Raw genomic sequence first — 21,180 nt, 5'->3', positions numbered from 1 at the left:
ACTTCCCATCAATTGATGGGAAGTTTTTAATCTTTTTCTAAAATGTGAACGGTGTACTCGCAACGTTGAATAGCTTGTTCAACAGCATAAAGTGATTGTTCAATACGAGCGCGATTAAAATCTTTTTCAACTGTTTCGAGCGCTTCTTCTAAACAATTTTTAGCTTCTTGTAATGATTGAAAAGAATCTTGTACATATCCGCGAGCATTTTGATGCATTTCATAATCCTCCTTGCATGTTCGTATATGGGTAGTATGAACAGTAAGGAAGAAAATATAATTTGTTATATTTATTATATTTGTTTGACAATTAAAGTGGAATTACGTATAGTAAGAATTAAGTGAATATTTTCTTATCCAGAGAGGTGGAGGGACTGGCCCGATGAAACCCAGCAACCGCGATGCAGGTGCTAATTCCAGCAGAACATATTTGTTCTGGGAGATAAGACGAAGATATACGTAACTTCTTCTTATCGGAGAGGTTTTTTTATTGCAAAAAAACCGATTACGAAAACTTATATTAAGAAGAAAGGGGTTGCGCATTACTGTGACACTCGAAAAATACGTAAAACTGCGTAGTACAGTTTATGAATATATGATAGAGCAAGATAAGCCGATATCATTGTTAGATATTCAAGAACATATCGTTTCGCATCATGAAGGAAAATTCACGAAAAAGATGTTGCATCAATTTTATTTATCAAGATTATTAGACGAACTAAAACTGGATGGGAAAATTACATTAGCTGATGAATATCTCTATGCTGAAAAAGGGGTATTGTATAAGGCGAGAAAAGGGAGCTAAGCTCTCTTTTTTTCTTAAAATAACGGAGTATGTAGAGTAAAAGACTGCTAAAGCAGCCTGATACAGGGAATGGTGTTGAGTGTGTAGTGTCAAAAATTGAATGTGCCTGAAAGAGGCAATTCATATCGGCTGCAAATGAAAAGAGACACCTTCGCCGAATAGGTGTCAGTCGTTTTGTCACGTAGACTTGCTACTTAACAGTAATTAGAATAACATGCAGGATTTTTGAAGTCAAAAGGGAATTAAAGGAAGGGGTACAATTATGTACGCTTACTTATTAAAAGATATAACGAAATGGATCCCAAAGTACATTGTAGATAAGGGATATGAATATTATGAAGATGGGCATGTAGAAGATGTTGAAATACAAGATAAAAAAGTGTTTGCTTTCGTTACTGGAAATGCAGGGAATTATGAAGTAGTTATCGATCTCGAAGATTTTTCAGAAAGTAACTGTGAGTGTCCCTATGAAAATTATTGTAAACATATGGTGGCAGTTGTTTATGATATGCAAGGTGCTGGTGAGAGTGCAGTTAAAGAGAAACTGAAAGATTTAGAAAAAGAAGAGTTACTTATATTATTAAATCGATTGTTGCAAAGTTCGAAAAACGTACAAATTGTAGAGAAGTTATTAAAGAAGGGGAAACTTTAACGTATAGAGGGAGTTGTTTTGTAGTGAACGTACTAATTATATATGCTCATCCTAACCCTTCAAGTTTTAACGCGGCGATTTTCAATCATGTGCAAAAAGGACTACAGGAAACAAATCATTCAGTTACCGTACTTGATTTATACAAAGAACAATTTGATCCAGTCCTCGTATTTAATGAAGAGAAGAAAAGACGCGATTTAGTAAATGAAGAGGAAACAGCTCGGTATAGAACGTTAGTAGAAGAAGCAGATACACTTCTATTCATCTATCCAATATGGTGGTGGGGGATGCCAGCAATTTTAAAAGGATTTATCGATCGTATTTTCGTAGCTGGATTTGCTTATAAATATGAAGGGGCTCTGCCGAAAGGATTATTGCAAGGGAAAAAAGCATGGGTTATTAATACGTTAGACTCGCCTCTATGGTACGTCGCATTGTTATATCGATCAGCAGATTGGATTATGATGAAGAGAGGTATTTTACGTTTTTGTGGCATTCGCGATATAAAACGGTCAGTGTTTCAATCTGTGAAAACGAGTAAAGTATCAAAGCGTGAGAAATGGTTATTACAAATAGAAGAAAAGGCTCGTGCATTATGAATGAAGTCGATCGTATTATAAACTGTGTTCAGTATGATGGCGAACTTTTTCGGAAGTATGTTACGTGTTTACTTCAATTGAAAAAATGCAGCGAAACATTTCAGCAAATTCAAATAGAGTTAAGAAATGAGTATTTAATAAGAGGAATTTGTGAAAGAGAAGTAGATGAGATAGTAAGGGGAAGTAAAGAATATGAAACATATTTTCTTCCTAAAGCGTTACAGTGGAATTTTTTGAGGGAACATCCACACCTGATCGGAAAAATTTGCGAAGATTTTTTTGCATTTGAGTCATTACACCTTACGGACATAGAGTGGAAGACAGTTATAAATTGCATGGGAAATAAATGATTTATTATGTAAAAAAGCTAGTATAAAACTAGCTTTTCGTTTAAATAAATAAGAAGCATAGACTAATGATAAAACCCGCATATAGTAAGTTCACAACACAAAATCCCATAATGTCACGAGCACCTAAACCAGCTATCGCTAATGCTGGTAATGCCCAGAAAGGTTGAATTAAATTCGTCCAAGCATCGCCCCATGCAATTGCCATTGCTGTTTTTGCAGCAGGTACACCAAGTTCAGCGCCAGCTGGAATCATAATTGGTGCTTGCACAGCCCATTGACCGCCGCCAGATGGAACGAAAATGTTAACAATGCCAGCACTTAAAAATGTAAAGAGCGGAAAAGTCGTTTCATTTGAAATGCTAATAAAGAAATTAGAAATAGCTCCTCCAAGTGAAAGTCCTTCACTATTTGCTCCAATCATCATGCCCATAATTCCTGCGTAAAACGGAAATTGAAGTAAAATGCCAGAAGCACTTTTCGTAGAGTCTGAAAAAGCACGAATATACTGAATCGGAGTACGGTGGAAAATAAGACCTGCAATTAATAACATAAAAATCACGATATCGAGAGTAAGGTTAAAACCTTTCGTATAAAAGTAATTGAAAATATAAATGAGACCTAACAATCCAACGCAAAGTGTAATAATAATGCTATTTTCCATCTTTTCAGCGAACGTATTTTTTGCTACTTCTTGAGCAGCAGCTTCTTCATGGAACACGCTAGGATCTACTGTAATCGTATGTTTTTCATCTGGATGCATCGCTTTATTAATGAGAGGCATCGTAATGAGAAAAATAATAACTGGAACGAGAGCGTATGGTGAGAATAACGTTTCTGTTATTGGAATCGCCTCTTTAATACTTCCAGCAGTCGTTTTAATTAACGTTTCACCGCCTGTTGCTAACGTAAGAGGAATAGAGGCAGAAAGACCGGCATGCCAAATGAGAAATCCAGAGTAAGAAGAGGCGATTGCTAGTCTATAATCTAATCCGTCCAGCTGCCTTGCCACTTCTTTTGCGTATAAAACAGATACAACAATTCCAAAGCCCCAGTTTATGTATGCACCGAGTAAACTTACAATTGAAATGGCAATAATGCCTTGTTCAGTTGTTTTTGGTAGTCTGGCAGCTTTCGTTAATCCTTTTTTAATAAGAGGAGCATTTGCTAAAGCAGATCCAGTCACGAGTACAAGTGCCATTTGCATAGAAAAGGCGAGGAGTCCCCAAATTCCATTACCCCAGTGATTAATCATTTCTACAGGTGTTTGGTGAGTCGCAAACATACCAAAGAAGATAACGAAAACAGTTAGTAAACATGATAAAATAAACGGTTCTGGCAAGAAGCGTTGCACTAAGGCGACGCAACCATTTGTAAAGGAACGAAACAAAATAGATCAACCTCCTTATGTATATGTATTACAATTATTCGAGGTTGTTTAGGAGATAACCTTCAATATAAAGAAAATTCAGATATTTACAGAGTGGTAATTTATTGATAGATTGATATAGAGCCTCGTATCAAATTCTGCTTTTAATATACTAGAAGAAAAACGGTTGGAAATGGGGTAGCACTTATAGGGATAGTATAGAGAAAGGTTACTAGCTGGCTTCAAAGCAACTGTTGCAAAGGGAGAGGAGATTCAATACAATAGTGTTGCATTACATGAGAAATATGTTTTAGCACAAATCTAGCTAAAAATGTTTATACAAATACATTTAAAATTGATGGGGGAATTATGATCAAAAGTTTTTATCTTTTAAAGCCTAAAATGTTTACGGCAGATATATATTATAAAGTTTTTATTACAGGTGACTGTATATATTTTATAAAGATTGGCGGACAGTTTCATAGCCGACATGCTTATAAAAAACAATTACCTGGTATTTCAGAGCTATTGTTTTTGTTTTGGTTCAAAAAAATTGAGAAAAAACAATTAAACTTAGAAACTGAAATAGATGCAAAAATACATACTGGCGATGTACATGAACTCTTGCAATTAAAGAATAACTTTTCAATTGAAATAAATATAATTGAAGAGGTACTATTAAATAAACGAGGAACGTTTCATACAGGTTTTAATGATAATGGAACAATTTCCTTTATGTTAAAAAATGATCAAAAAATAAAGTTCATCATACCGGAAGAAACTTTATTTTCATCTATAGAAGAAATTTTCGACCAATATGAACAGACAATCTTTGTAAGGGAAGTGTTTTAAAGGAAACGATTAATTTATTATCTTTTTAATAAAGTGATAGAAAGCTTCATTAAAAAGATGAAGCTTTTTACTTATAAAAGATAACAAAAGTAATACATTCATTACTACATTTGTGTGTGAATTCAAGAAAAATTAAACCACCTAGCCCCTAAAGAGAATATAGGAAGCAGATGGTTTAGGTGTTTTGAGAGGTATCCTGTTTTCAGGATTTAGTTCAAATTATTGATTTGCATTTTTATATCGAGTAAATTTAAGTTTCTGGAATAATTGTAATAGCGACAGTCCGAACCGGAGTCTCTATTTCGTCGCCTTTACTTTGGCTATTGTAGTATTTAATCATTAATTCGTTAAGTTCGTTTTGAAATTTTCCAAAGTGTTCTTCATCTAGCTTTAATTCTACTACAGAAAAAGTAGCAGTATCTTCTTGACTGTTTTGTTCCTCTAATTTCTTAAGGTAACTTTGATATTGTGTCATAAGTGATAACTGATAATAGGAAATGTAGTTTAACTTTTCATCATCAGATAATCCTTTCCATTCACTTCCTTCAATTTTTGCATCTTCTTCATTGATTGCGTAATATTTTTCAGAAACAGATTTCACCTTTTTTTCTTTAATTACATGGACGATACCAGAATCAACCATAGTTTGTAGCTGTCTATATAGTGTGGCTTGTGGTACATTTTTAATGATTTTTACCATTTCTAATGGTGTTAGCCCATCTTCCTTATTTCTCATTAATACTTGGCAAATTTTCATTCTTACCGGATGCATTAAAATTTCAACTTTATTATTCATTCGCTCACCTTATTTATTATGTATTTTTATTCTCATTATAAATAATGAGAATAAAGTTTGCAATTCATTCGTTTATGTTTTATCATTATCAATAATGAGAATGAATTTAGGGAGGAATGACAATAATGCAACTACATTATGGATTGAATGATCTTAAAGACATTGATATTATGACTTTTCTACCCATTATATTGCCAGTTATTGCAGTGGGGGTACTTTTAGTTTTCATTGCATTCATTGATTTATACCGACATAGAAAAACAAGAAAAAATGTACTTGTATGGACGTTCATTATTCTTTTCATTAATGTATTGGGACCTATTTTCTACTTCGTTATAGGGAGAAAGGATAGTGAGAAATTATGAAATTAGAGATTAAAAATGTAACAAAAGTATTTAAAAGAAAAATTGCGGTTAATAATTTCTCGATGGAACTGCAAGCGGGGGAATGCGTCGGATTAATTGGACCGAACGGAGCAGGGAAATCCACATTAATAAAAGTAATTTCGGATATTATTCATCCAACTGCTGGTGAAGTTTTATTGAATGGGATAAAAATATCAAAAATGAAAAGTGAAATTGGTTATTTACCGCAATATCCTAATTTTTTCCATTGGATGACAGCGAGAGAAACGCTTACCTTTATGGGCCAACTTTCGGGATTGAAAAAAGAAGAATTGTCAAAGTCGATTCCAAAGATTTTGGAGAAAGTTGGACTAAAGGACGAAGAAAACGCAAAGGTTAGTACATTTTCTGGTGGAATGAAACAACGACTTGGTATTGCACAAGCATTATTGCATAAACCGTCACTTATTGTCATGGATGAACCGGTATCCGCATTAGATCCAATCGGCCGACGGGAAGTATTGAATTTAATTGAAGAAATAAAAAAAGATACAACCATTTTATTGTCAACCCATATATTAGGCGATGCGGAAGAAATCTGTGAACGATTTGTCATTATAAAAGATGGAACAAAAATAGAAGATACAACGATTACGGAACTTTTACATCGTAATAGTGAAAATAAATTAATGATTGAAATAACAGCTAAAGATCAAAAGTGGATTGAAATTGTAAAAAAATTACCGTATGTGAAGGACGTTGAAGTGGTTGGGCTTAAAATCAAAGTGAAGGTTGAAAGCATTGAAATAAATAAAAATATGTTATTGCAAAATGCACTCGAACATAAAGTGAACATCGTTAAATTTGAAATGAGCAACGATACTTTAGAAGAAATCTTCTTGAAATTGGTGGTGCAAAAATGAATAACTCAATTGTATTGATAAAAAAAGAATGTGTTCAAATGTTACGTGATTTCAAGATTATTTGGCTACCAATTGTTTTTATATTTTTAGGCGCAACACAACCGATAGTAACTCATTATTTGCCATCAATTTTAGAAGCGTTAGGTGGAGGACAGGGAATTACCATTGATTCGAGTATGGCAACGCAAAAAGGGGGCGAAGTATTAGCGAGTACTTTGGGATCCCAGTTTGATCAGCTTGGACTTATGATTCTAGTGATTTCTATGATGGGTGCTATTCAAACAGATAAAGCTAATGGTATGTTGGCCTTTATTTTAACAAGGCCTGTTACTGTTCCTTCATATGTAGGTGGGAAAATAGTGTCGAACTATTTAATGGTAGCGTTTAGTGTAACAATTGGATTCGTTACTTCTTATATATATGTAAATTATCTTTTTACTGTTGTTCCATTCGCACACCTAATTACTGGATTACTATTTTATTTAATTTGGGTTCTTTTTATCGTATCTTTCACAACAATGATAAGTGCTATTTTTCAAAGTCAAGGTATGATTGCATTAATTTCAATTGTTTTCCTTTTAGCTTGTAGAGTAATCGTCGGTTTGAATCCAATAATGGATCAGCTTAATCCAGCCAGTATGAGTAAGTATGCAATGGAAATGTTAGTCACGGGGGGAGTAAATTCAAACGCAATAATCAATGGATTACTAACTATAGTATGGATTTTATTGACACTCTTCGTAACGTTTTATTGGATTGCTAATAAAAAGTTTAATGATGAATAACCATGATGAGTATAGTAGATTTACGAATGCTTTTAAACCTGGAATAATATAATGGATTCAAATAAAACACCGAAATAAGAAAAAGCTTCCACTACTGTGGAAGCTTTTCTAAATGATGTGCAATATCAATATACATATTTGAGTAAACCGAATGTATTTCATTACTTGGCGTTGCGTTAGAAGAGAAATGAACGATTACCATATTTGTTTTCGGATCGATGTAAAGTGTTTGTCCGTAACTACCTAACACTTCGAAAGCACCTTGTTCATTGTGGGGAATCCACCATTGATTATGATAAGAAATAGAAGCGCCACTACTAATTTCAAGTTCACCTTCTTGTACATTTTTTACACTTTCTGTAATAGAAGAAGGGAGAATTTGTTTTCCGTTATATTCCCCGTTGTTTAATAGTAATTGCCCGAATCTCGCCATATCTCTAGCAGTTGCATTTAATCCAGCACTAGCTTGTTCTATTTTTGTTTCATCTGTAACGTAATATGCGTTTTCTTCCATACCAATTTGAGACCAAATTCGTTCGCTTACATTTTCAGCTAGTGATTTACCAGTAATAGTTCTAATAATCCAAGCGAGCGTTTCTGTTGATCCGTTATTGTAAGAAAAGGAAGAACCAGGCGGTGCAGTTTCTTCGGCTTCCCGTAACATATCATAAATTTTCATCGGACCGTCGTAATTTTTGCCGCGGGGTAAAATATTGCTAGCTAAATATAATTGTGCATCTTGATTTTCTAGCCCAGGTTGCTCATATCCATGAGTAGGATATTCAGCTGAAACTTGCATGTCCATTAATTGCTGAAGTGTGGCATTACCGAACGGTGTGTTTTTTAATTCTTTTATGTAAGTGTCAGCTGTTTTCTCTAAATCGATACGATTCTCTTCAGCGAGAGATTGTATAATTGCCCCGGTAAAGACTTTTGCTAATGATGCCATACCATGAGGTTCATTCTGTTTATACCCATTGAAATATCGTTCGTAAACAAGTTGTCCATTATGTACAACGACAAAAGCATCCGTTTTGTTATCATCTAAAAGTTTTTTTAGAGGAGTTGTATTTCCGAATCTACGCTCCACAGCAAAATCGTCTAAGTTTTGCAATGCGGAAGGGAAGTGAGCAATTTGGTCAGGATTGTTTTTTACGTCATTAACTAAAGTGAATTCTTTCATATGGGTATATGACCAACGTAAGTAAGGGTCATTTAACCAGTTTTCTTTTGTCACATTATGTTTTGATGGGGTCGTTTTATTATGTTTGAAGTAAGTAAACCCAAGCCCTGTAATTACAAATATGAATGTTAGTATAAGTAAGAGTAGGGGAGATTTTTTTAGTTTCATATATGGCCCTCCTTTTTATTTCTACTATAAGTATACGCTCGTCTTGAAAGAAATACAAAATAAGGAAAGTAAACGGGGAAGTTTACTTTCCTTATTAACGTTAAGCGGAAATTTTTCCGTCTGTAGGTTGTTTCTTGAATTTTTGTTTTCGTCCGTGTAATCCATAATATAAAAGTAAAGTGAACGCAACGATAATAGCTGCGATAAAATACATATTATGATAACTGGATTTCGCTGCGACAATACCTAAAATGAAAGAACCAAAACCAATACCACTATCAAAGAATGAGAAATACGTAGCTGTCGCAGAACCACGTCTATGGTTTGGAGCGGCAGAAATCGCAATCGTTTGGAAACTTGGAATTAATGTCCCGTAACCTAAACCGATTAGCATACCTGCGCCAAGGAACCAAAATGAAGTTTGTGCTTGGCTTAATATGAACATTCCGATTGTGAAAATAATGATAGCAGGGTAAACGAGTACATTTTCACCGAAGCGATCAAAAATCTTTCCTGTAAATGGACGAGAAATGACAACAACAAGTGCGTATAAAATAAAGAAGTAACTTGCAATTTCACTTAAACCGAGTTCTTTCGCATAAATAGGAATAAAGGATAAAATACCACTATAAGAAAAGGCTAAAACAAATCCTGTAAGTGCAATCGGAATAGAAGATGGTTCGATTAAGTCTTTCCATTTCATTTTTTCACGTTTTTGTTTGCTAACAGGTGCTTCGTGCGGAATATCTACAAGTAGTCCTAATAAAAATGCAAGTAATGAAAATACGGAACAAACGATAAATAACACAGTAAACGAAAAATGAGAAATAATTGTTAAACCTAAAAAAGGACCAATTACCATCGGCAGACTCATAAATACGCCGAAATATGCAAGCGCTTCGCCTCGTCGATGAGCTGGCGCAACATCAGTTACAATCGTACCAGTAGCTGTCGTTGCCATCCCGAACCCAATACCGTGCAAGAAGCGAAGGGCAAGTAATAAGAATAAACTTTGCGCACCGAAATACATAACAGTAGCGGCTAAAAATAATGAAAGTGAAATAAATAATATTTTCTTTCTTCCTAAATCATCGAGCCATTTTCCTGTGAATGGTCTACATAAAACAGAAGAAATAAGAAACACAGTTGCAACTAAACCAATTTCCTCAGGTTTTCCTTTTAGGCCGTCTATAACATAGACAGGCAGAGTAGTCATAAGCATGTAAAATGTTAAGAAGAGAAATAGACTACTAAAACAAGTTCCGAGGAAATCCTTCGTCCAAAGTTTCTCACTTTGCATCGTCATCCCTCCAATTTAATCTAAATTTTTAATAATTTGTTGTAACACTTGAAATGCTTGATGTAAATCATCTTCATTAATACCTTCTAGCGTTTTTTCTTCGAAAGTATCAACTTCTTCTTGCCATACTGGAATCATCTTTATCGCTGTTTCGGATAAAGAAATGAGCTTCTCGCGGCGATCTTTACCTTCTGTACGAATAATCCATCCCATCGTTTCCATACGTGTTAACGTACGAGTCATCGTTGGTGATTCAACATTTAAATACTGGCATAATTCTGTTTGCGTACAAGAACCAGTTTGATTAATGCGGAAAATAACAGCCCATTGCGCACTAAATAACCCTGTTGGAGATACACGTTCATTAAATTTCTTCGTAAACTTCCGAGAAGTCTGGCTGACGATGTGAAAAAAATGTTGTTTTTCGTCCATGTATTTTGATCCTTTCAAATTAGTTACCTAGCTAACTATATACTTTTTTATAATAATTGTCTAGTAATAGACATGTTGATTTATGTAAAAAATTCTTATAGGTTTTATGTTGCGAACGTATATTCTACGTGCTATTCTTTAATTAAGTAAAGAATTTTCTTTCTATTAAATAGAATGGGGGAACTTGTGATGATTAAGCCTGCAACAATGGAGTTTGTTTCACTATCGAACGGAGAAACGATTGCATATCAGGAAGTTGGAAGGCGAAATACAGATATTCTTGTACTCATTCACGGGAACATGACATCGTCACAACATTGGGATTTAGTTATTGAAAAGTTGCAAGATCAATACCATATTTACGCTCTTGATTTAAGAGGGTTTGGACAATCAACGTATAATCAGTCGATAGATTCATTACAAGACTTTGCAGACGATGTAAAATTATTTATTGACGAGTTAAAGCTAGAGAAATTTTCATTAATGGGCTGGTCAATGGGTGGTGGCGTTGCGATGCAATTTACAGCGAATCACCCAACTTTTGTAGAAAAGTTAATTTTAGTAGAATCAGTAGGAATGAAAGGATACCCAATCTTTAAAAAAGATACGAATGGGCAGCCGATTGTATCAAGTTTAGTAAAGACGAAAGAAGAAATTGCGCAAGATCCAGTACAAATCGCTCCAGTATTAGATGCGATAAAAAATATGAACAAACTATATTACCGTACAGTATGGAATCTATTAATATATACACATAATCAACCTGAACCGGATCGTTATGAAAAGTATTTAGATGATATGTTAACGCAACGTAATTTCGTAGATGTGAATTATGCGCTCATTACATTTAATATTTCAGATGAACATAATGGGGTTGTAGAGGGAAGTAAACAAATTCATCGTATTAAAGCGCCAACACTCGTCATACAAGGTGATAGAGATTATGTCGTACCGCAAGTAGTCGGTGAGGAATTAGCGAAACATTTGCCAAATGCAGAGTTGAAGGTATTAGAAGATTGCGGACACTCGCCGTTTATTGATTGTTTAGATGTATTTATAAAACATGTAGAGGATTGGTTAGAACAGAAATAATCCCCGAAATGAGAAGTGTTGCATATACTATAACATTTGTATGTATAAGGGGAGATTATCAATGCATAAACCATCCTTAATCGCTTATTCGCCATATAATCATCATATCTATACAAAAATAATGATAGATCCGATGTATATGCAAGTTTCACCAGCTGTAGTTCCTTTACAAATGCAGCAGCCACTAACAGCTCATATGCAACATTACTTATATGGACCTTCATTTTATGAAAATCCATATTTTAAACACTTTCATTACAATGTGAAAGCGCAAGTTTGGGAAGGATAAGATAACAAGCTAAAAGGTTCATTCTTTTAGCTTGTTTTTTATTGCGAATATTCGTACACGCATTTGAAGAAACAGTTTATAATGAAAAGTGGAAGCGTGAGAAGGAGAGGGACAGAGGATGTCAATGCGTTTTACTTTTTGGATTATGGTTGGGATTGTAGCAATCTCGGGTTTGTCACAAGGAATGCTCTTACCGGCCATTGCAATGATTTTTGAACAAGAAGGGGTTAGTTCAAGTATTAATGGTATTCATGCGACGGCATTGTACATTGGGATATTAGTTATTTCGCCGTTTCTTGAAAAACCGATGCAAAGGTTTGGAATGAAGCCGATTATTGTTATAGGTGGGTTTCTCGTTATTATTTCATTATTCTTTTTTACACAAACATTTTCATTTTGGGTATGGTTTATCCTTAGATTTCTAGTTGGAGTTGGAGATCATATGCTTCATGTCGGAACACAAACATGGATCACGACAACATCAGACCCAAGTAAAATAGGGAGACAAGTATCGATATACGGTGTATTCTTCGGAATTGGTTTTGCCGTTGGTCCGTATTTAGCAAGCACTGTGCAGTACGGTCTTGCAACACCATTTATTATATCTACTATACTTTGTTTAATAGGTTGGCTTTTACTACTTCCAACAAAAAATGCATTCCCAGCGCAAGATGAAAGAGAAGTGAAGAGTGAATCATCATTTTCTCGTTATAAACAAGTTGTTGGATTAGGATGGATTGCACTGCTGGGTCCACTTGCATATGGCGTACTTGAAGCAATGCTAAACAGTAACTTACCAGTATACGCACTTCGTAAAGGGTGGTCTGTTTCAGATGTATCCTTCTTATTACCAGCATTTGCAGTTGGGGGTATTATTACACAAATTCCGCTCGGTATATTAAGTGACAAATACGGAAGGGACCGTATATTAACGTGGACGTTTAGCATAAGTACGGGCATTTTTCTACTTGCCGCCGTATTTGATCAATATTACTGGATCGTCTTTGCCTGCATGTTGTTAGCGGGTATGGTCATTGGATCGTGCTTCTCGTTAGGACTTGGATTTATGACAGATTTATTACCGAGACATTTACTACCGGCAGGTAATATATTATCCGGAATTGCTTTTAGTTTAGGAAGTATTATGGGACCTGTATTAGGTGGCGTATTTATAGAAAAAATACAGTATACAAGCTTTTTTATTGCGGTTATGATTATAATGGGAATTCTCGCAATGTTATATATGGTCTACATGAAAAATCAATTCGCATCAAGAAAAATAGAAAGTAGGTTAGGGCATGACAAAACAACCTAATAAAAAGAAATTTGAAGTACTTGAAAATGAAACAATTACAGACTGCTTAGCACGTATGGAGCAAGAAGGCTACGCTCCGTCTCGTCGTATGGAAGAGCCAATCTTTCATGAAGTAAAGAAAGACGGCAAAACAGTAGTTGAGCCGTGCGGTAGGAAGATTGTTTTTGAAGGAAAATTGAAGTAATCCAATAACAAATTCTTTTTATAGTATAGAGCCATCCAATAGTTGGGTGGCTTGTTTTTTTATTAATCAATGAAGGAATTGAATAGAATGAATCTCTCGTTCATTTCTCCTAATTGGCTTCTTTATATGGGGCAAAAGATTGCTACTTTTTTCGTATATTGGTAAAATAAGTTCTTGGGTCTTACTTATTGTTATCGGTATAATGTTTGTCGCTTGAATGAAAGAAATTAGTTGCAAAAATTTCGCACTATGTAAAGGGGTACAGCAACGATCCCTTTTTTTGGAGGCACCTTAAACATAAAGCGAGAGAAGAGGCTATATGAACGATTCTCCTATCTTGTTTAAATATTAAACGAGTTACTGCAATTGGAACAGGTATATCAAACTAGTCGACATCCTGATGGATTATGTTTTTCTAGCAATCTATCATTTCTGATGGAATCGATAGATTGCTAGAAAGCGGAAAACAATTATTAGTATATTTCAAAGCAGGTGTAATAGAGTGTCCTTCCATAATTAAGGGTAAAACCCAAATACGTTGTTGTAAAGAATGATTTGTTAGAACTGGTTATAAGGAATAAAACAGAAAAGAGGATCACATGTTAGATACTTTACAGAAAAGTAAAAAGTTTTTTTTAGTATGTCTTATTTTTTTAGTGCTTTTAACCGCTTGTGGTAATACAGATGTTAAGACATCTAAAGCTTCATTACCACCGGCTGAATCCAATATAGATACATCATTAAAAGCACCGAATTGGGTAGATAAAAGTCCTATCCAACAGTCTCCTAATTTTACGGAAGATAAAAAAGTACAATCGGTTGTGAATTTAATAGCAACGGGTGATAATTTATATCATGAAGCAGTAATTAAAGATGGCAAACAAAAAGACGGTTCATATGATTATAATTATATTTATGAAAATATCAAAAAAGCTGTTAAATCAAGTGATCTTGCTATAGTGAACCAGGAGACTCCGATTGCCGGAAATAATTTAAAAGTACAGGGATATCCGACTTTCAATACACCTGAAGAAGTAGGCCAATCTTTAGTGGACACTGGATTCAATATAGTGACGCAAGCGACAAATCACGCTATGGATATGGGTATTAAAGGTGTTGCGAATACAAGAGAATACTGGAAGAAATATCCGGATGTTATCCCGGTAGGTATTAATGAGAGTCAAAACGAGCGTAATGAAATAAAAACGATTACAAAAAATGGTATTCGTTTTGCGTTACTCAATTATACATATGGTACGAATGGAATTAAAATTCCAGCTGATAAGTCTTGGGCTTTAAATTTAATTGATAAAAAAGCGATACAAAATGATGTGGAAAAGGCGAAGAGTAGCTCTGATATGGTGATTGTTATGGTGCATTGGGGAGTAGAATATACCTCAACACCTTCAAAGCAACAAAAAGAAGTTGCTCAATATTTAACAGATTTAGGTGTAGATGTAGTAATTGGAAATCATCCACATGTAATTCAACCAATTGAGTGGAAACAAAATAAAGATGGACATGAAACGCTAATCTATTATTCTCTTGGAAATCTTATTTCTGCGCAAGAAAAACTAGAAACATTGGTTGGAGGATTATCTTATGTACAATTTGTTAAGTATGAAGATAAAACTTTTGGTATACGACAAGCGGCAATCGTACCGACAGTAACCGACTATGCTGATGGTAAGAAACAATTTAAAATTCAATTTTTAAAAGATTATTCGGATGAAAATTCTAAAAAACATGGAATTAAAAAATTTGTCGGCCCCGTTTCTTTGAAGGATTTCAAGGAGATTCCTAGAGACGTGTTGGGAAATTGGTATAAAGACTAATAAACAAAAAGGGAATGAGATACAATTAAAAAATTTATAATTTTAGCATTGGTATTAGCAATGGGATGGAGTCTTGCTGCTTGTAGTGGAAAGCAAACATCTCAGGCAACTACTAATAATAACGATAAAAATAAAAATGAAATACATGCGAAGAAAAAAGATGTTTTACCTATCTCTGATGTTAATGATTGGAGAATTATCCTTGTAAATAGAGAGCATATGTTATCAAAGGAACTAGGAATTGAATTAACAAGTATCACCCAAAATGCGAAGCCAAATATGAAAATAGATAGTAGAATTGCAACTTCCTATCAGGATATGGTAGCAGCTGCAAAAAAAGAGGGAATCAATCTTTATTTAAGATCAGGTTATCGAGCTATAAAATTACAACAAACTTATTATGATGCTTCAGTTAAAAGCTATAAATCTCAAGGCTTGTCGGATAAAGAGGCTAGTGCTAAGGCATTGGAATATCTTCAGTATCCTGGTGCAAGTGAACATCATACTGGATTAGCGTTAGACATTATTTCAGTTGAATGGCAGAATACTGTAGAGGATTTAAATGCAAAATTTGAAACTACCGATGCATTCAAATGGTTAGATAAGAATGCTGCAGAATATGGATTTACTCTCCGCTATCCAAAAGATAAAGAGAATATTACTGGCATTAAGTATGAGCCATGGCACTATCGTTATGTAGGAAAAGAAGTTGCTGTTTATCTAAAAGAAAAAGGGTTAACTTTAGAAGAATATAACGAAAAAATTAAGTCTGGTAAGTAAAAATATGCTTTAATTTTATTAAACATTATGCACTGCTACAAGAAAAGGTGAATCTGAGGATGTGTTAACCTTCCGCCTAGTATTGTAAAAACTGAGTATGATAATTTGAGCACGTATGAACCAGTTATCGTGTAAAAAGATGTATGTATTAAGAAATTAAAGTTAAGGATCTGATATTCATATCAGATCCTTTTTCTATTGTTCTTTTAAGCGCGACTGAGCCAAAATATTGGAATGAATATAGAAATAAAACAGCCTAAGGAATAGTATAACGAATCAGGGAGCCTACTCGTACGCTTCATTGGGATTATCCAGAAATAGTTGTTGATGAAATAAGAAAGAACTGGTCTTACTCTCAAGCAAGGATTTAATACGAATGAATTGGATAAAAGGTAGTAATAAAAAACACTGCGCCTGGCAGTGTTTTTTATTATTTCTGCACATAAATACATAGTCATATTGATTAAAGTTTCACTTTATTGAAGAAAAATGCGAAAGCCATTCATAAAATATGGAAATGTTAAAATCCCTTTGATAAAATAGCAATATGTAAAAATAATTATTTGTTAATTCTTAATGTAATGAATATTCATGTTTAAATATACGAATTTAACTACATAGTTATTGTGCTAAAGGGGGAGAAAGATGTTAGATGAATTGTACAATGCTTTTTTAAATGCGTCTGGTTTTACAGAAAGTGCGAGGAAACGAGATCGGTATGATGATTTACATGATTATTTAAAAGATAAAGAAAGAGAGTTAAAGCAATTCATTCAAGAGGTTGAATCAGCGAAGAGAGATTATGAGAGTAAAAGTAATGGCTTAGAAGCTAATAAAATTCCGGCAGTTGAATTTGAACAAAAACGTCATGAAAAGGATGAAGACTTAAATACAGTATTATCCTATTTTAAAAGTGCATTAAGCGATATTGGATCTGCAAAAAGTACAGCTTATGCAAAGTATTTGGAATATAAAGCGAAAGCAGAATCGGAGAAAGCGTCAGCATACGCTGCAGCGACCAAGGCTTTTGAAGAAAAGAAAAAGGAATTTGAAAACTTTATCCATTAAGCATACAAAGAATGTGGGGGAACTAACATGAGTGGTAAAGAGGTTGAAATTATAGGAAGTAACACTGCAAGTGCCATTTCTTACGCACAAAACATTGAAAATGGTATGAAGGATTCTTTAAACCAAGCGAAAGACTTAAAAGCATATGTCACAGGTGCGAAATGGAATGGAAAAACGAGAGATGCATTTTTAAGTTATCTTGATTTAATCATTCAATATAATTCAGAAATGGTAGAGGCATTTGAGGGGCATACGAAAGCTTTGAAAGAGTTAGATAAAAGCATTCAAACGTACGGAGATAAATCGGAAGTAAGAGCGATAAAACAACTGTGATGGAGAAACGAGGGATAAAAGAATGGGGAAAGAAATGAGTTTTGCACCTGCTGAATTATATGTTCTCGCAGGTGCAGCTGGAGTTACGGATATATTTGGATTGCCAAACCGTGACGCAATTATTTTACTTGATGCAGAATGTGTCACGAAAGCAACTACGAGTTTAAAAGAAAAAGGCCTACTTACAAGTGAAAATGGAATTACCCCTGCAGCTTTTCAAATAATTGAACTATTAAAGGAATATGAAAATTGTCATGAATACACGAGAATGAATAATGTATTAATTGGCTTTTTAAAAGAGGATAAAGACCGAGTGGCTGTATTAACGGAAATAGAACCAAATAAAAAATACGAGATCGACTACATACCAAAGCCAGACGTATATTTTTCATTATTAACACGCATCCCTTTCTTATTGAGAGAACCGAGGGAAATAGAAGATACATTTTTCTCAAAGAGAATGACAGAGGCAGAACAACAAACATTTGAGGAAAAAGATTTATCAAATAAAGACGTTATAGCGATAGAAACGTATACGAGGCCTCGTAGTAATAGAGGAGGAAAATGGGAATGTTTCTTATATTTCACTGAAGGAGAAGATTACGTTCAAATAGATGTAGAACGTAATCGATATGACTGGGTGAGCCTCTATGCGGTTAATAAGAAATTGTATGACGTGTTAAAAATGCCATATAAAAAGTTAATTGACCCGAGACAATTCTCGTTAGGAGGTATTCAATAATGCAAGTATCAATGGGAGATAGTGGTTCTGGAGAAGAAGTATTAGTTAATTTTCAAGAACTACTTGATATAGTAATGAAGTTAGAAAATATATATAAAATCCATGTAGACGTCATTGGAACGAATATTGAGAGTTTATTAAGCTGTGATTTTTATCAAAAAGGTGAAGCGATGAGAGTAATTGAAAAATATCCTGATATATTACACAAAACACTAGAATTGGCTGAACACTATTCTAGGTCAGCGACAGTTGTAGGAAATGTATGTGTAGAAATGCTTGAAAAGGACGAACAATTACGTGAAATATTAAGTAAGTTGTAGAAATCACCATACGGCTGGGGGGATGAAAACGAGATGGATGTGAAATATAGACCTGAACCATGGCAAAACATGGGGGATGGTATGAATCGAATTACAAAAGATGCACTCATGAAATTACGGGAAGCAAATGAATCATTAAAAAGAATTGATGGAAGAATACGAGATTTAGACTCGGATGGTAGTATACATTTTAATCCTAAAGATCAATCGCAAAAAATCGGGGAATTACTTGATAGCTATTCGACATTACAAAAATATTGCGGAGAAGCAGGTCGATTAGTCTCTGAACATATAGATAAACCTTTTTTAGTAGAAATGGATAAATTCGCTCAAAAAATGAGAGATACATCTATTCTCAGTTTTGAAACAAATAACCGAATTGGCTCTACAACAACGACAGTATTACCAGGTGCGCATGCGGGCTACGGAAGTGTACCACAAACAATACAGAAGAAGAAAGATAAAATAACAGTAGAAGATATTTTTAAAGATTCACCTGCATTTGATAACGTACTGAGAGCGGAGTACGAAGAACTAAAAAAACAAAATCCAGATGCAAAATTAAATTATGAAGAATACAAGAAAGTGGTCCCATCCACACGAGGGTTTGAATACAAATCGATAGAAGATGAACAGAAAAAACTAGAAATGGTGCGAGACATAGGAATAGGCGTAGGAATCATCATCACAACAATCCTTTGTCCACCACTCGGGGCCGCTGCCGCAGTAGTATACGGCGCTGTACAAATAAAAAGTGGTATCGACGGAGAAGACTGGGGAACACACCGGAAATTGAGCCAAGAAGAGCGGGTAGGAAACATCATTTTTGGCGGATTAGATGCAATCCCAGTTGTTGGAGCGGTAGGAAAAGGAGTAAAAGCATTCAAAGGGACGAGTGAATTAGCTGATTTAGCCAAATTATTAAAATTCAAAGAAGGAATGCCTGGTTTTAATCCAAATTTGGGTAAAAATGTGGTACAATCGCTTAAGGAAAATAAGACTTTAAAAAATGCACTAGATGCTATGAAAAATACTCCTATTCCAGTAGCAGTTAGGATGGTGGATACTGGAATAGGAATGAAGCTTCCTTATATAGAATCTTCAACTGTTGGAGAAGTAGCTGGAAAGTTTTCAAAGGCAAGTACGGCAGCTAAGGATGATGCTTATCAACTTGCTAAGGGTAGTGGTGGTAGTAACGCAAACCCAAACAAAATTAAACTAACCCCGGAAAGAGAAAAATACTATCGAATAAAAATAGATGAAGCCAAAGCACGGGGGGATTATAAGGAAGCAGATAACATTAGGTATAATCGTCATTGTGAAGAAACAAAAGAGCCTTTAGAACGTAAAGAGTGGGATGTTAAGCGTGAAAATTTAAAGAAAAGTCAAGAGCGTGGAAGAGAAGAAGAAATAAAAGGAAGAAAAGCTTTGGGAGAACACCTAAATCGTACATTAGAGGACAATAACTCTGGCAAGGTTGTTACGTATACATCCAGTGAAGGGCATCTTACGCGTCCAGATAGTATAGGTCGTAATGCTAAGGATGAAATCGATTTAGTTCATGATCACAAACACAAAATAAGTGACAAAGAACACGTTATTCATAATGACAGCCAAATGCGAGCTGAAAGAGAGATGCTCGAAGATAAAAATGGAAGTCATATTGTGACAATATCAAGCGATAAACCCGATTTGAATGGGATTCCTCCTCATCCAAGACCAAGTGGGCCTTTAGCGAAAGAGAGTGACATTTTCTATACTGATCCAAATAGTGGTAAAGTGACACATAAGTGGGAAGCGCACCCAGATATCCCTGGTGGAGGTATATGGATAAAAATATAGATAAGTATGTAACTTTACTTTTTAGTATTAAGGGGGATTTAAATGAAACCTAATTATTTTACAATTGCAATGTATCCTACAGTATCGATTAATCAGGAAGAGATACTAGGTCGTCTTTTGAGCGTGTTTGATTCGAATGAAAAATTTGCTCCTACTCATTGGGGTAACAGTGAAACTGTACGGGTAGAATATAATCGTGAGGAAATTCTTGAAAAGGTGATTTTGGAACGTAAAGTATCAGAAGTACATTTGTATCGTGATAAAGCAGTGCACTATAGAGGAAGCTTTAAAGTTAACTGGAGTCATAGGTCATATCTTGAGTTTGAGTTTCATAAATCAATACCTAAAAGTTTATGGTCTGCTTTTTTTGAGTTATCCGATCAAATCGCAGAAATTGTAAAACCACGTTTTGGGGTGTCGCAAATCTTTTGGAAAGCGTCTTATCCATGGAATACAGAACGTGAACGGTTACATATGTGGATGAATATGTCTGCCTTACCTATACCGGTAAGGTTTCTTCCTAACGGTCCTTTGGGGGTAGGCGCTAAAACATATTTGAGTGGTCATATTTTAGACATGTTTGATAAGGAATTATTACTAAATAGCCCAGCTGTCGTATCAGAGCTGGATTGGGGTGGGATTTGTATAGACCTTTTACAAAATCCATTAGAAGCCGATATAGATATGTTACTTGATAGTTGGTTACATGTAATGAAATACTTAGAACCAGCTCAAGTAATGGCCATGCCAAGTTTTCATGAAAGTCGAATGGTTGTAACTTATTCTCCAAATGTTGCTTGGAAGGAGTATCTGGAAAGTTAAATGA

The 21,180-nt window shown here is 34.7% G+C and carries 26 protein-coding genes and 1 riboswitch; of the genes, 20 read left to right on the top strand and 6 right to left on the bottom strand.

Annotated elements, in window-relative coordinates; all coding sequences use genetic code 11:
• Positions 1-26 precede the first annotated feature (26 nt).
• Positions 27-218, bottom strand: a complete 192-nt coding sequence (locus tag MR136_RS06350; RefSeq protein ID WP_000554032.1) for a hypothetical protein — start codon at positions 216-218, stop codon at positions 27-29.
• A gap of 131 nt (positions 219-349) precedes the next feature.
• Positions 350-448: riboswitch (SAM riboswitch) on the top strand.
• 98 nt (positions 449-546) lie between these two features.
• Here MR136_RS06350 and MR136_RS06345 point away from each other — a divergent pair.
• From MR136_RS06345 to MR136_RS06330, 4 genes are all read left to right on the top strand, one after another.
• The gene (locus MR136_RS06345; protein ID WP_000171476.1) at positions 547-804 is read left to right on the top strand and encodes a hypothetical protein; all 258 of its coding nucleotides are present in this window, start codon (positions 547-549) and stop codon (positions 802-804) included.
• Positions 805-1,066: 262 nt separating this feature from the next.
• Positions 1,067-1,456, top strand: coding sequence for an SWIM zinc finger family protein (locus tag MR136_RS06340; RefSeq protein WP_017673897.1), 390 nt, complete (start codon positions 1,067-1,069; stop codon positions 1,454-1,456).
• A 23-nt stretch (positions 1,457-1,479) separates the two neighbouring features.
• Positions 1,480-2,055: an NAD(P)H-dependent oxidoreductase gene (locus MR136_RS06335; protein WP_001101572.1), complete on the top strand. Its 576-nt coding sequence runs from the start codon at positions 1,480-1,482 to the stop codon at positions 2,053-2,055.
• Positions 2,052-2,405: a hypothetical protein gene (locus tag MR136_RS06330; protein WP_017673898.1), complete on the top strand. Its 354-nt coding sequence runs from the start codon at positions 2,052-2,054 to the stop codon at positions 2,403-2,405. Before MR136_RS06335 ends, MR136_RS06330 begins: the two co-directional genes overlap by 4 nt.
• Before the next feature lie 40 nt (positions 2,406-2,445).
• Here MR136_RS06330 and MR136_RS06325 read toward each other — a convergent pair whose 3' ends face one another.
• Positions 2,446-3,792 carry a short-chain fatty acid transporter gene (locus MR136_RS06325; RefSeq protein WP_017673899.1) on the bottom strand — a complete coding sequence of 449 codons (1,347 nt, stop codon included), beginning with the start codon at positions 3,790-3,792 and terminating at the stop codon, positions 2,446-2,448.
• 348 nt (positions 3,793-4,140) lie between these two features.
• Between MR136_RS06325 and MR136_RS06320 the strand changes: the two genes are divergently transcribed.
• Complete coding sequence (locus MR136_RS06320; RefSeq protein ID WP_000597306.1) at positions 4,141-4,623, top strand: hypothetical protein; 483 nt, start codon at positions 4,141-4,143, stop codon at positions 4,621-4,623.
• Positions 4,624-4,873: 250 nt separating this feature from the next.
• On the opposite strand, the gene MR136_RS06315 is transcribed toward MR136_RS06320, so the two are convergent.
• Entirely contained in the window at positions 4,874-5,419 is a 546-nt protein-coding gene (locus MR136_RS06315) for a transcriptional regulator (protein ID WP_001060889.1), read from the bottom strand.
• A 125-nt stretch (positions 5,420-5,544) separates the two neighbouring features.
• Between MR136_RS06315 and MR136_RS06310 the strand changes: the two genes are divergently transcribed.
• Genes MR136_RS06310 through MR136_RS06300 form a run of 3 tightly spaced genes read left to right on the top strand, consistent with a single transcriptional unit; the run spans position 5,545 to position 7,471 of the window.
• Positions 5,545-5,784, top strand: coding sequence for a PLD nuclease N-terminal domain-containing protein (locus MR136_RS06310; RefSeq protein WP_001175971.1), 240 nt, complete (start codon positions 5,545-5,547; stop codon positions 5,782-5,784).
• On the top strand, positions 5,781-6,686 hold the full coding sequence (locus MR136_RS06305) for an ABC transporter ATP-binding protein (protein WP_000764116.1): 906 nt from the start codon (positions 5,781-5,783) through the stop codon (positions 6,684-6,686). Before MR136_RS06310 ends, MR136_RS06305 begins: the two co-directional genes overlap by 4 nt.
• Entirely contained in the window at positions 6,683-7,471 is a 789-nt protein-coding gene (locus tag MR136_RS06300) for an ABC transporter permease subunit (protein ID WP_001065773.1), read from the top strand. Before MR136_RS06305 ends, MR136_RS06300 begins: the two co-directional genes overlap by 4 nt.
• 91 nt (positions 7,472-7,562) lie before the next feature.
• Here MR136_RS06300 and MR136_RS06295 read toward each other — a convergent pair whose 3' ends face one another.
• The 3 genes from MR136_RS06295 to MR136_RS06285 all read right to left on the bottom strand — a co-directional run bounded on the left by MR136_RS06295 (position 7,563) and on the right by MR136_RS06285 (position 10,554).
• Positions 7,563-8,822, bottom strand: a complete 1,260-nt coding sequence (locus MR136_RS06295) for a serine hydrolase domain-containing protein (protein ID WP_242259291.1) — start codon at positions 8,820-8,822, stop codon at positions 7,563-7,565.
• Between the two features lie 100 nt (positions 8,823-8,922).
• Complete coding sequence (locus MR136_RS06290) at positions 8,923-10,122, bottom strand: MFS transporter (RefSeq protein ID WP_001190318.1); 1,200 nt, start codon at positions 10,120-10,122, stop codon at positions 8,923-8,925.
• 15 nt (positions 10,123-10,137) lie between these two features.
• Complete coding sequence (locus tag MR136_RS06285) at positions 10,138-10,554, bottom strand: MarR family winged helix-turn-helix transcriptional regulator (RefSeq protein ID WP_000343680.1); 417 nt, start codon at positions 10,552-10,554, stop codon at positions 10,138-10,140.
• A 189-nt stretch (positions 10,555-10,743) separates the two neighbouring features.
• On the opposite strand from MR136_RS06285, the gene phaZ reads away from it, so the two are divergent.
• The 12 genes from phaZ to MR136_RS06225 all read left to right on the top strand — a co-directional run bounded on the left by phaZ (position 10,744) and on the right by MR136_RS06225 (position 21,176).
• The gene (phaZ, locus tag MR136_RS06280) at positions 10,744-11,646 is read left to right on the top strand and encodes an intracellular short-chain-length polyhydroxyalkanoate depolymerase (RefSeq protein ID WP_000594877.1); all 903 of its coding nucleotides are present in this window, start codon (positions 10,744-10,746) and stop codon (positions 11,644-11,646) included.
• A 61-nt stretch (positions 11,647-11,707) separates the two neighbouring features.
• Complete coding sequence (locus MR136_RS06275; RefSeq protein ID WP_000549500.1) at positions 11,708-11,935, top strand: hypothetical protein; 228 nt, start codon at positions 11,708-11,710, stop codon at positions 11,933-11,935.
• Positions 11,936-12,053: 118 nt separating this feature from the next.
• Positions 12,054-13,250, top strand: a complete 1,197-nt coding sequence (locus tag MR136_RS06270) for an MFS transporter (protein WP_000062798.1) — start codon at positions 12,054-12,056, stop codon at positions 13,248-13,250.
• The gene (locus MR136_RS06265; protein WP_000166303.1) at positions 13,234-13,434 is read left to right on the top strand and encodes an NETI motif-containing protein; all 201 of its coding nucleotides are present in this window, start codon (positions 13,234-13,236) and stop codon (positions 13,432-13,434) included. The genes MR136_RS06270 and MR136_RS06265 overlap by 17 nt, the downstream gene beginning before the upstream one ends.
• A 599-nt stretch (positions 13,435-14,033) precedes the next feature.
• Positions 14,034-15,269 carry a CapA family protein gene (locus MR136_RS06260; protein WP_242259290.1) on the top strand — a complete coding sequence of 412 codons (1,236 nt, stop codon included), beginning with the start codon at positions 14,034-14,036 and terminating at the stop codon, positions 15,267-15,269.
• 48 nt (positions 15,270-15,317) lie between these two features.
• Positions 15,318-16,049, top strand: coding sequence for a M15 family metallopeptidase (locus tag MR136_RS06255; RefSeq protein WP_000241986.1), 732 nt, complete (start codon positions 15,318-15,320; stop codon positions 16,047-16,049).
• A gap of 645 nt (positions 16,050-16,694) precedes the next feature.
• Positions 16,695-17,117, top strand: coding sequence for a hypothetical protein (locus tag MR136_RS06250; RefSeq protein ID WP_006920446.1), 423 nt, complete (start codon positions 16,695-16,697; stop codon positions 17,115-17,117).
• Between the two features lie 27 nt (positions 17,118-17,144).
• Positions 17,145-17,450 (top strand): WXG100 family type VII secretion target, encoded by a 306-nt coding sequence (locus MR136_RS06245; protein WP_000014535.1) that lies wholly within the window; start codon positions 17,145-17,147, stop codon positions 17,448-17,450.
• 22 nt (positions 17,451-17,472) lie between these two features.
• The gene (locus tag MR136_RS06240; protein ID WP_242259289.1) at positions 17,473-18,192 is read left to right on the top strand and encodes a DUF5081 family protein; all 720 of its coding nucleotides are present in this window, start codon (positions 17,473-17,475) and stop codon (positions 18,190-18,192) included.
• Positions 18,192-18,512 carry a hypothetical protein gene (locus tag MR136_RS06235; RefSeq protein ID WP_017673903.1) on the top strand — a complete coding sequence of 107 codons (321 nt, stop codon included), beginning with the start codon at positions 18,192-18,194 and terminating at the stop codon, positions 18,510-18,512. Before MR136_RS06240 ends, MR136_RS06235 begins: the two co-directional genes overlap by 1 nt.
• Positions 18,513-18,545: 33 nt before the next feature.
• Positions 18,546-20,354 (top strand): hypothetical protein, encoded by a 1,809-nt coding sequence (locus MR136_RS06230; RefSeq protein ID WP_000382736.1) that lies wholly within the window; start codon positions 18,546-18,548, stop codon positions 20,352-20,354.
• 42 nt (positions 20,355-20,396) lie between these two features.
• A complete protein-coding gene (locus MR136_RS06225) occupies positions 20,397-21,176 on the top strand; it encodes a hypothetical protein (protein WP_000804110.1) in 780 nt (259 codons plus the stop codon).
• The last annotated feature ends 4 nt before the right edge of the window (positions 21,177-21,180 follow it).

This window comes from Bacillus cereus group sp. BfR-BA-01311 (assembly GCF_022664295.1).
GTDB lineage: Bacteria > Bacillota > Bacilli > Bacillales > Bacillaceae_G > Bacillus_A > Bacillus_A cereus.
This window is presented reverse-complemented; position numbering and strand designations above follow the sequence as displayed.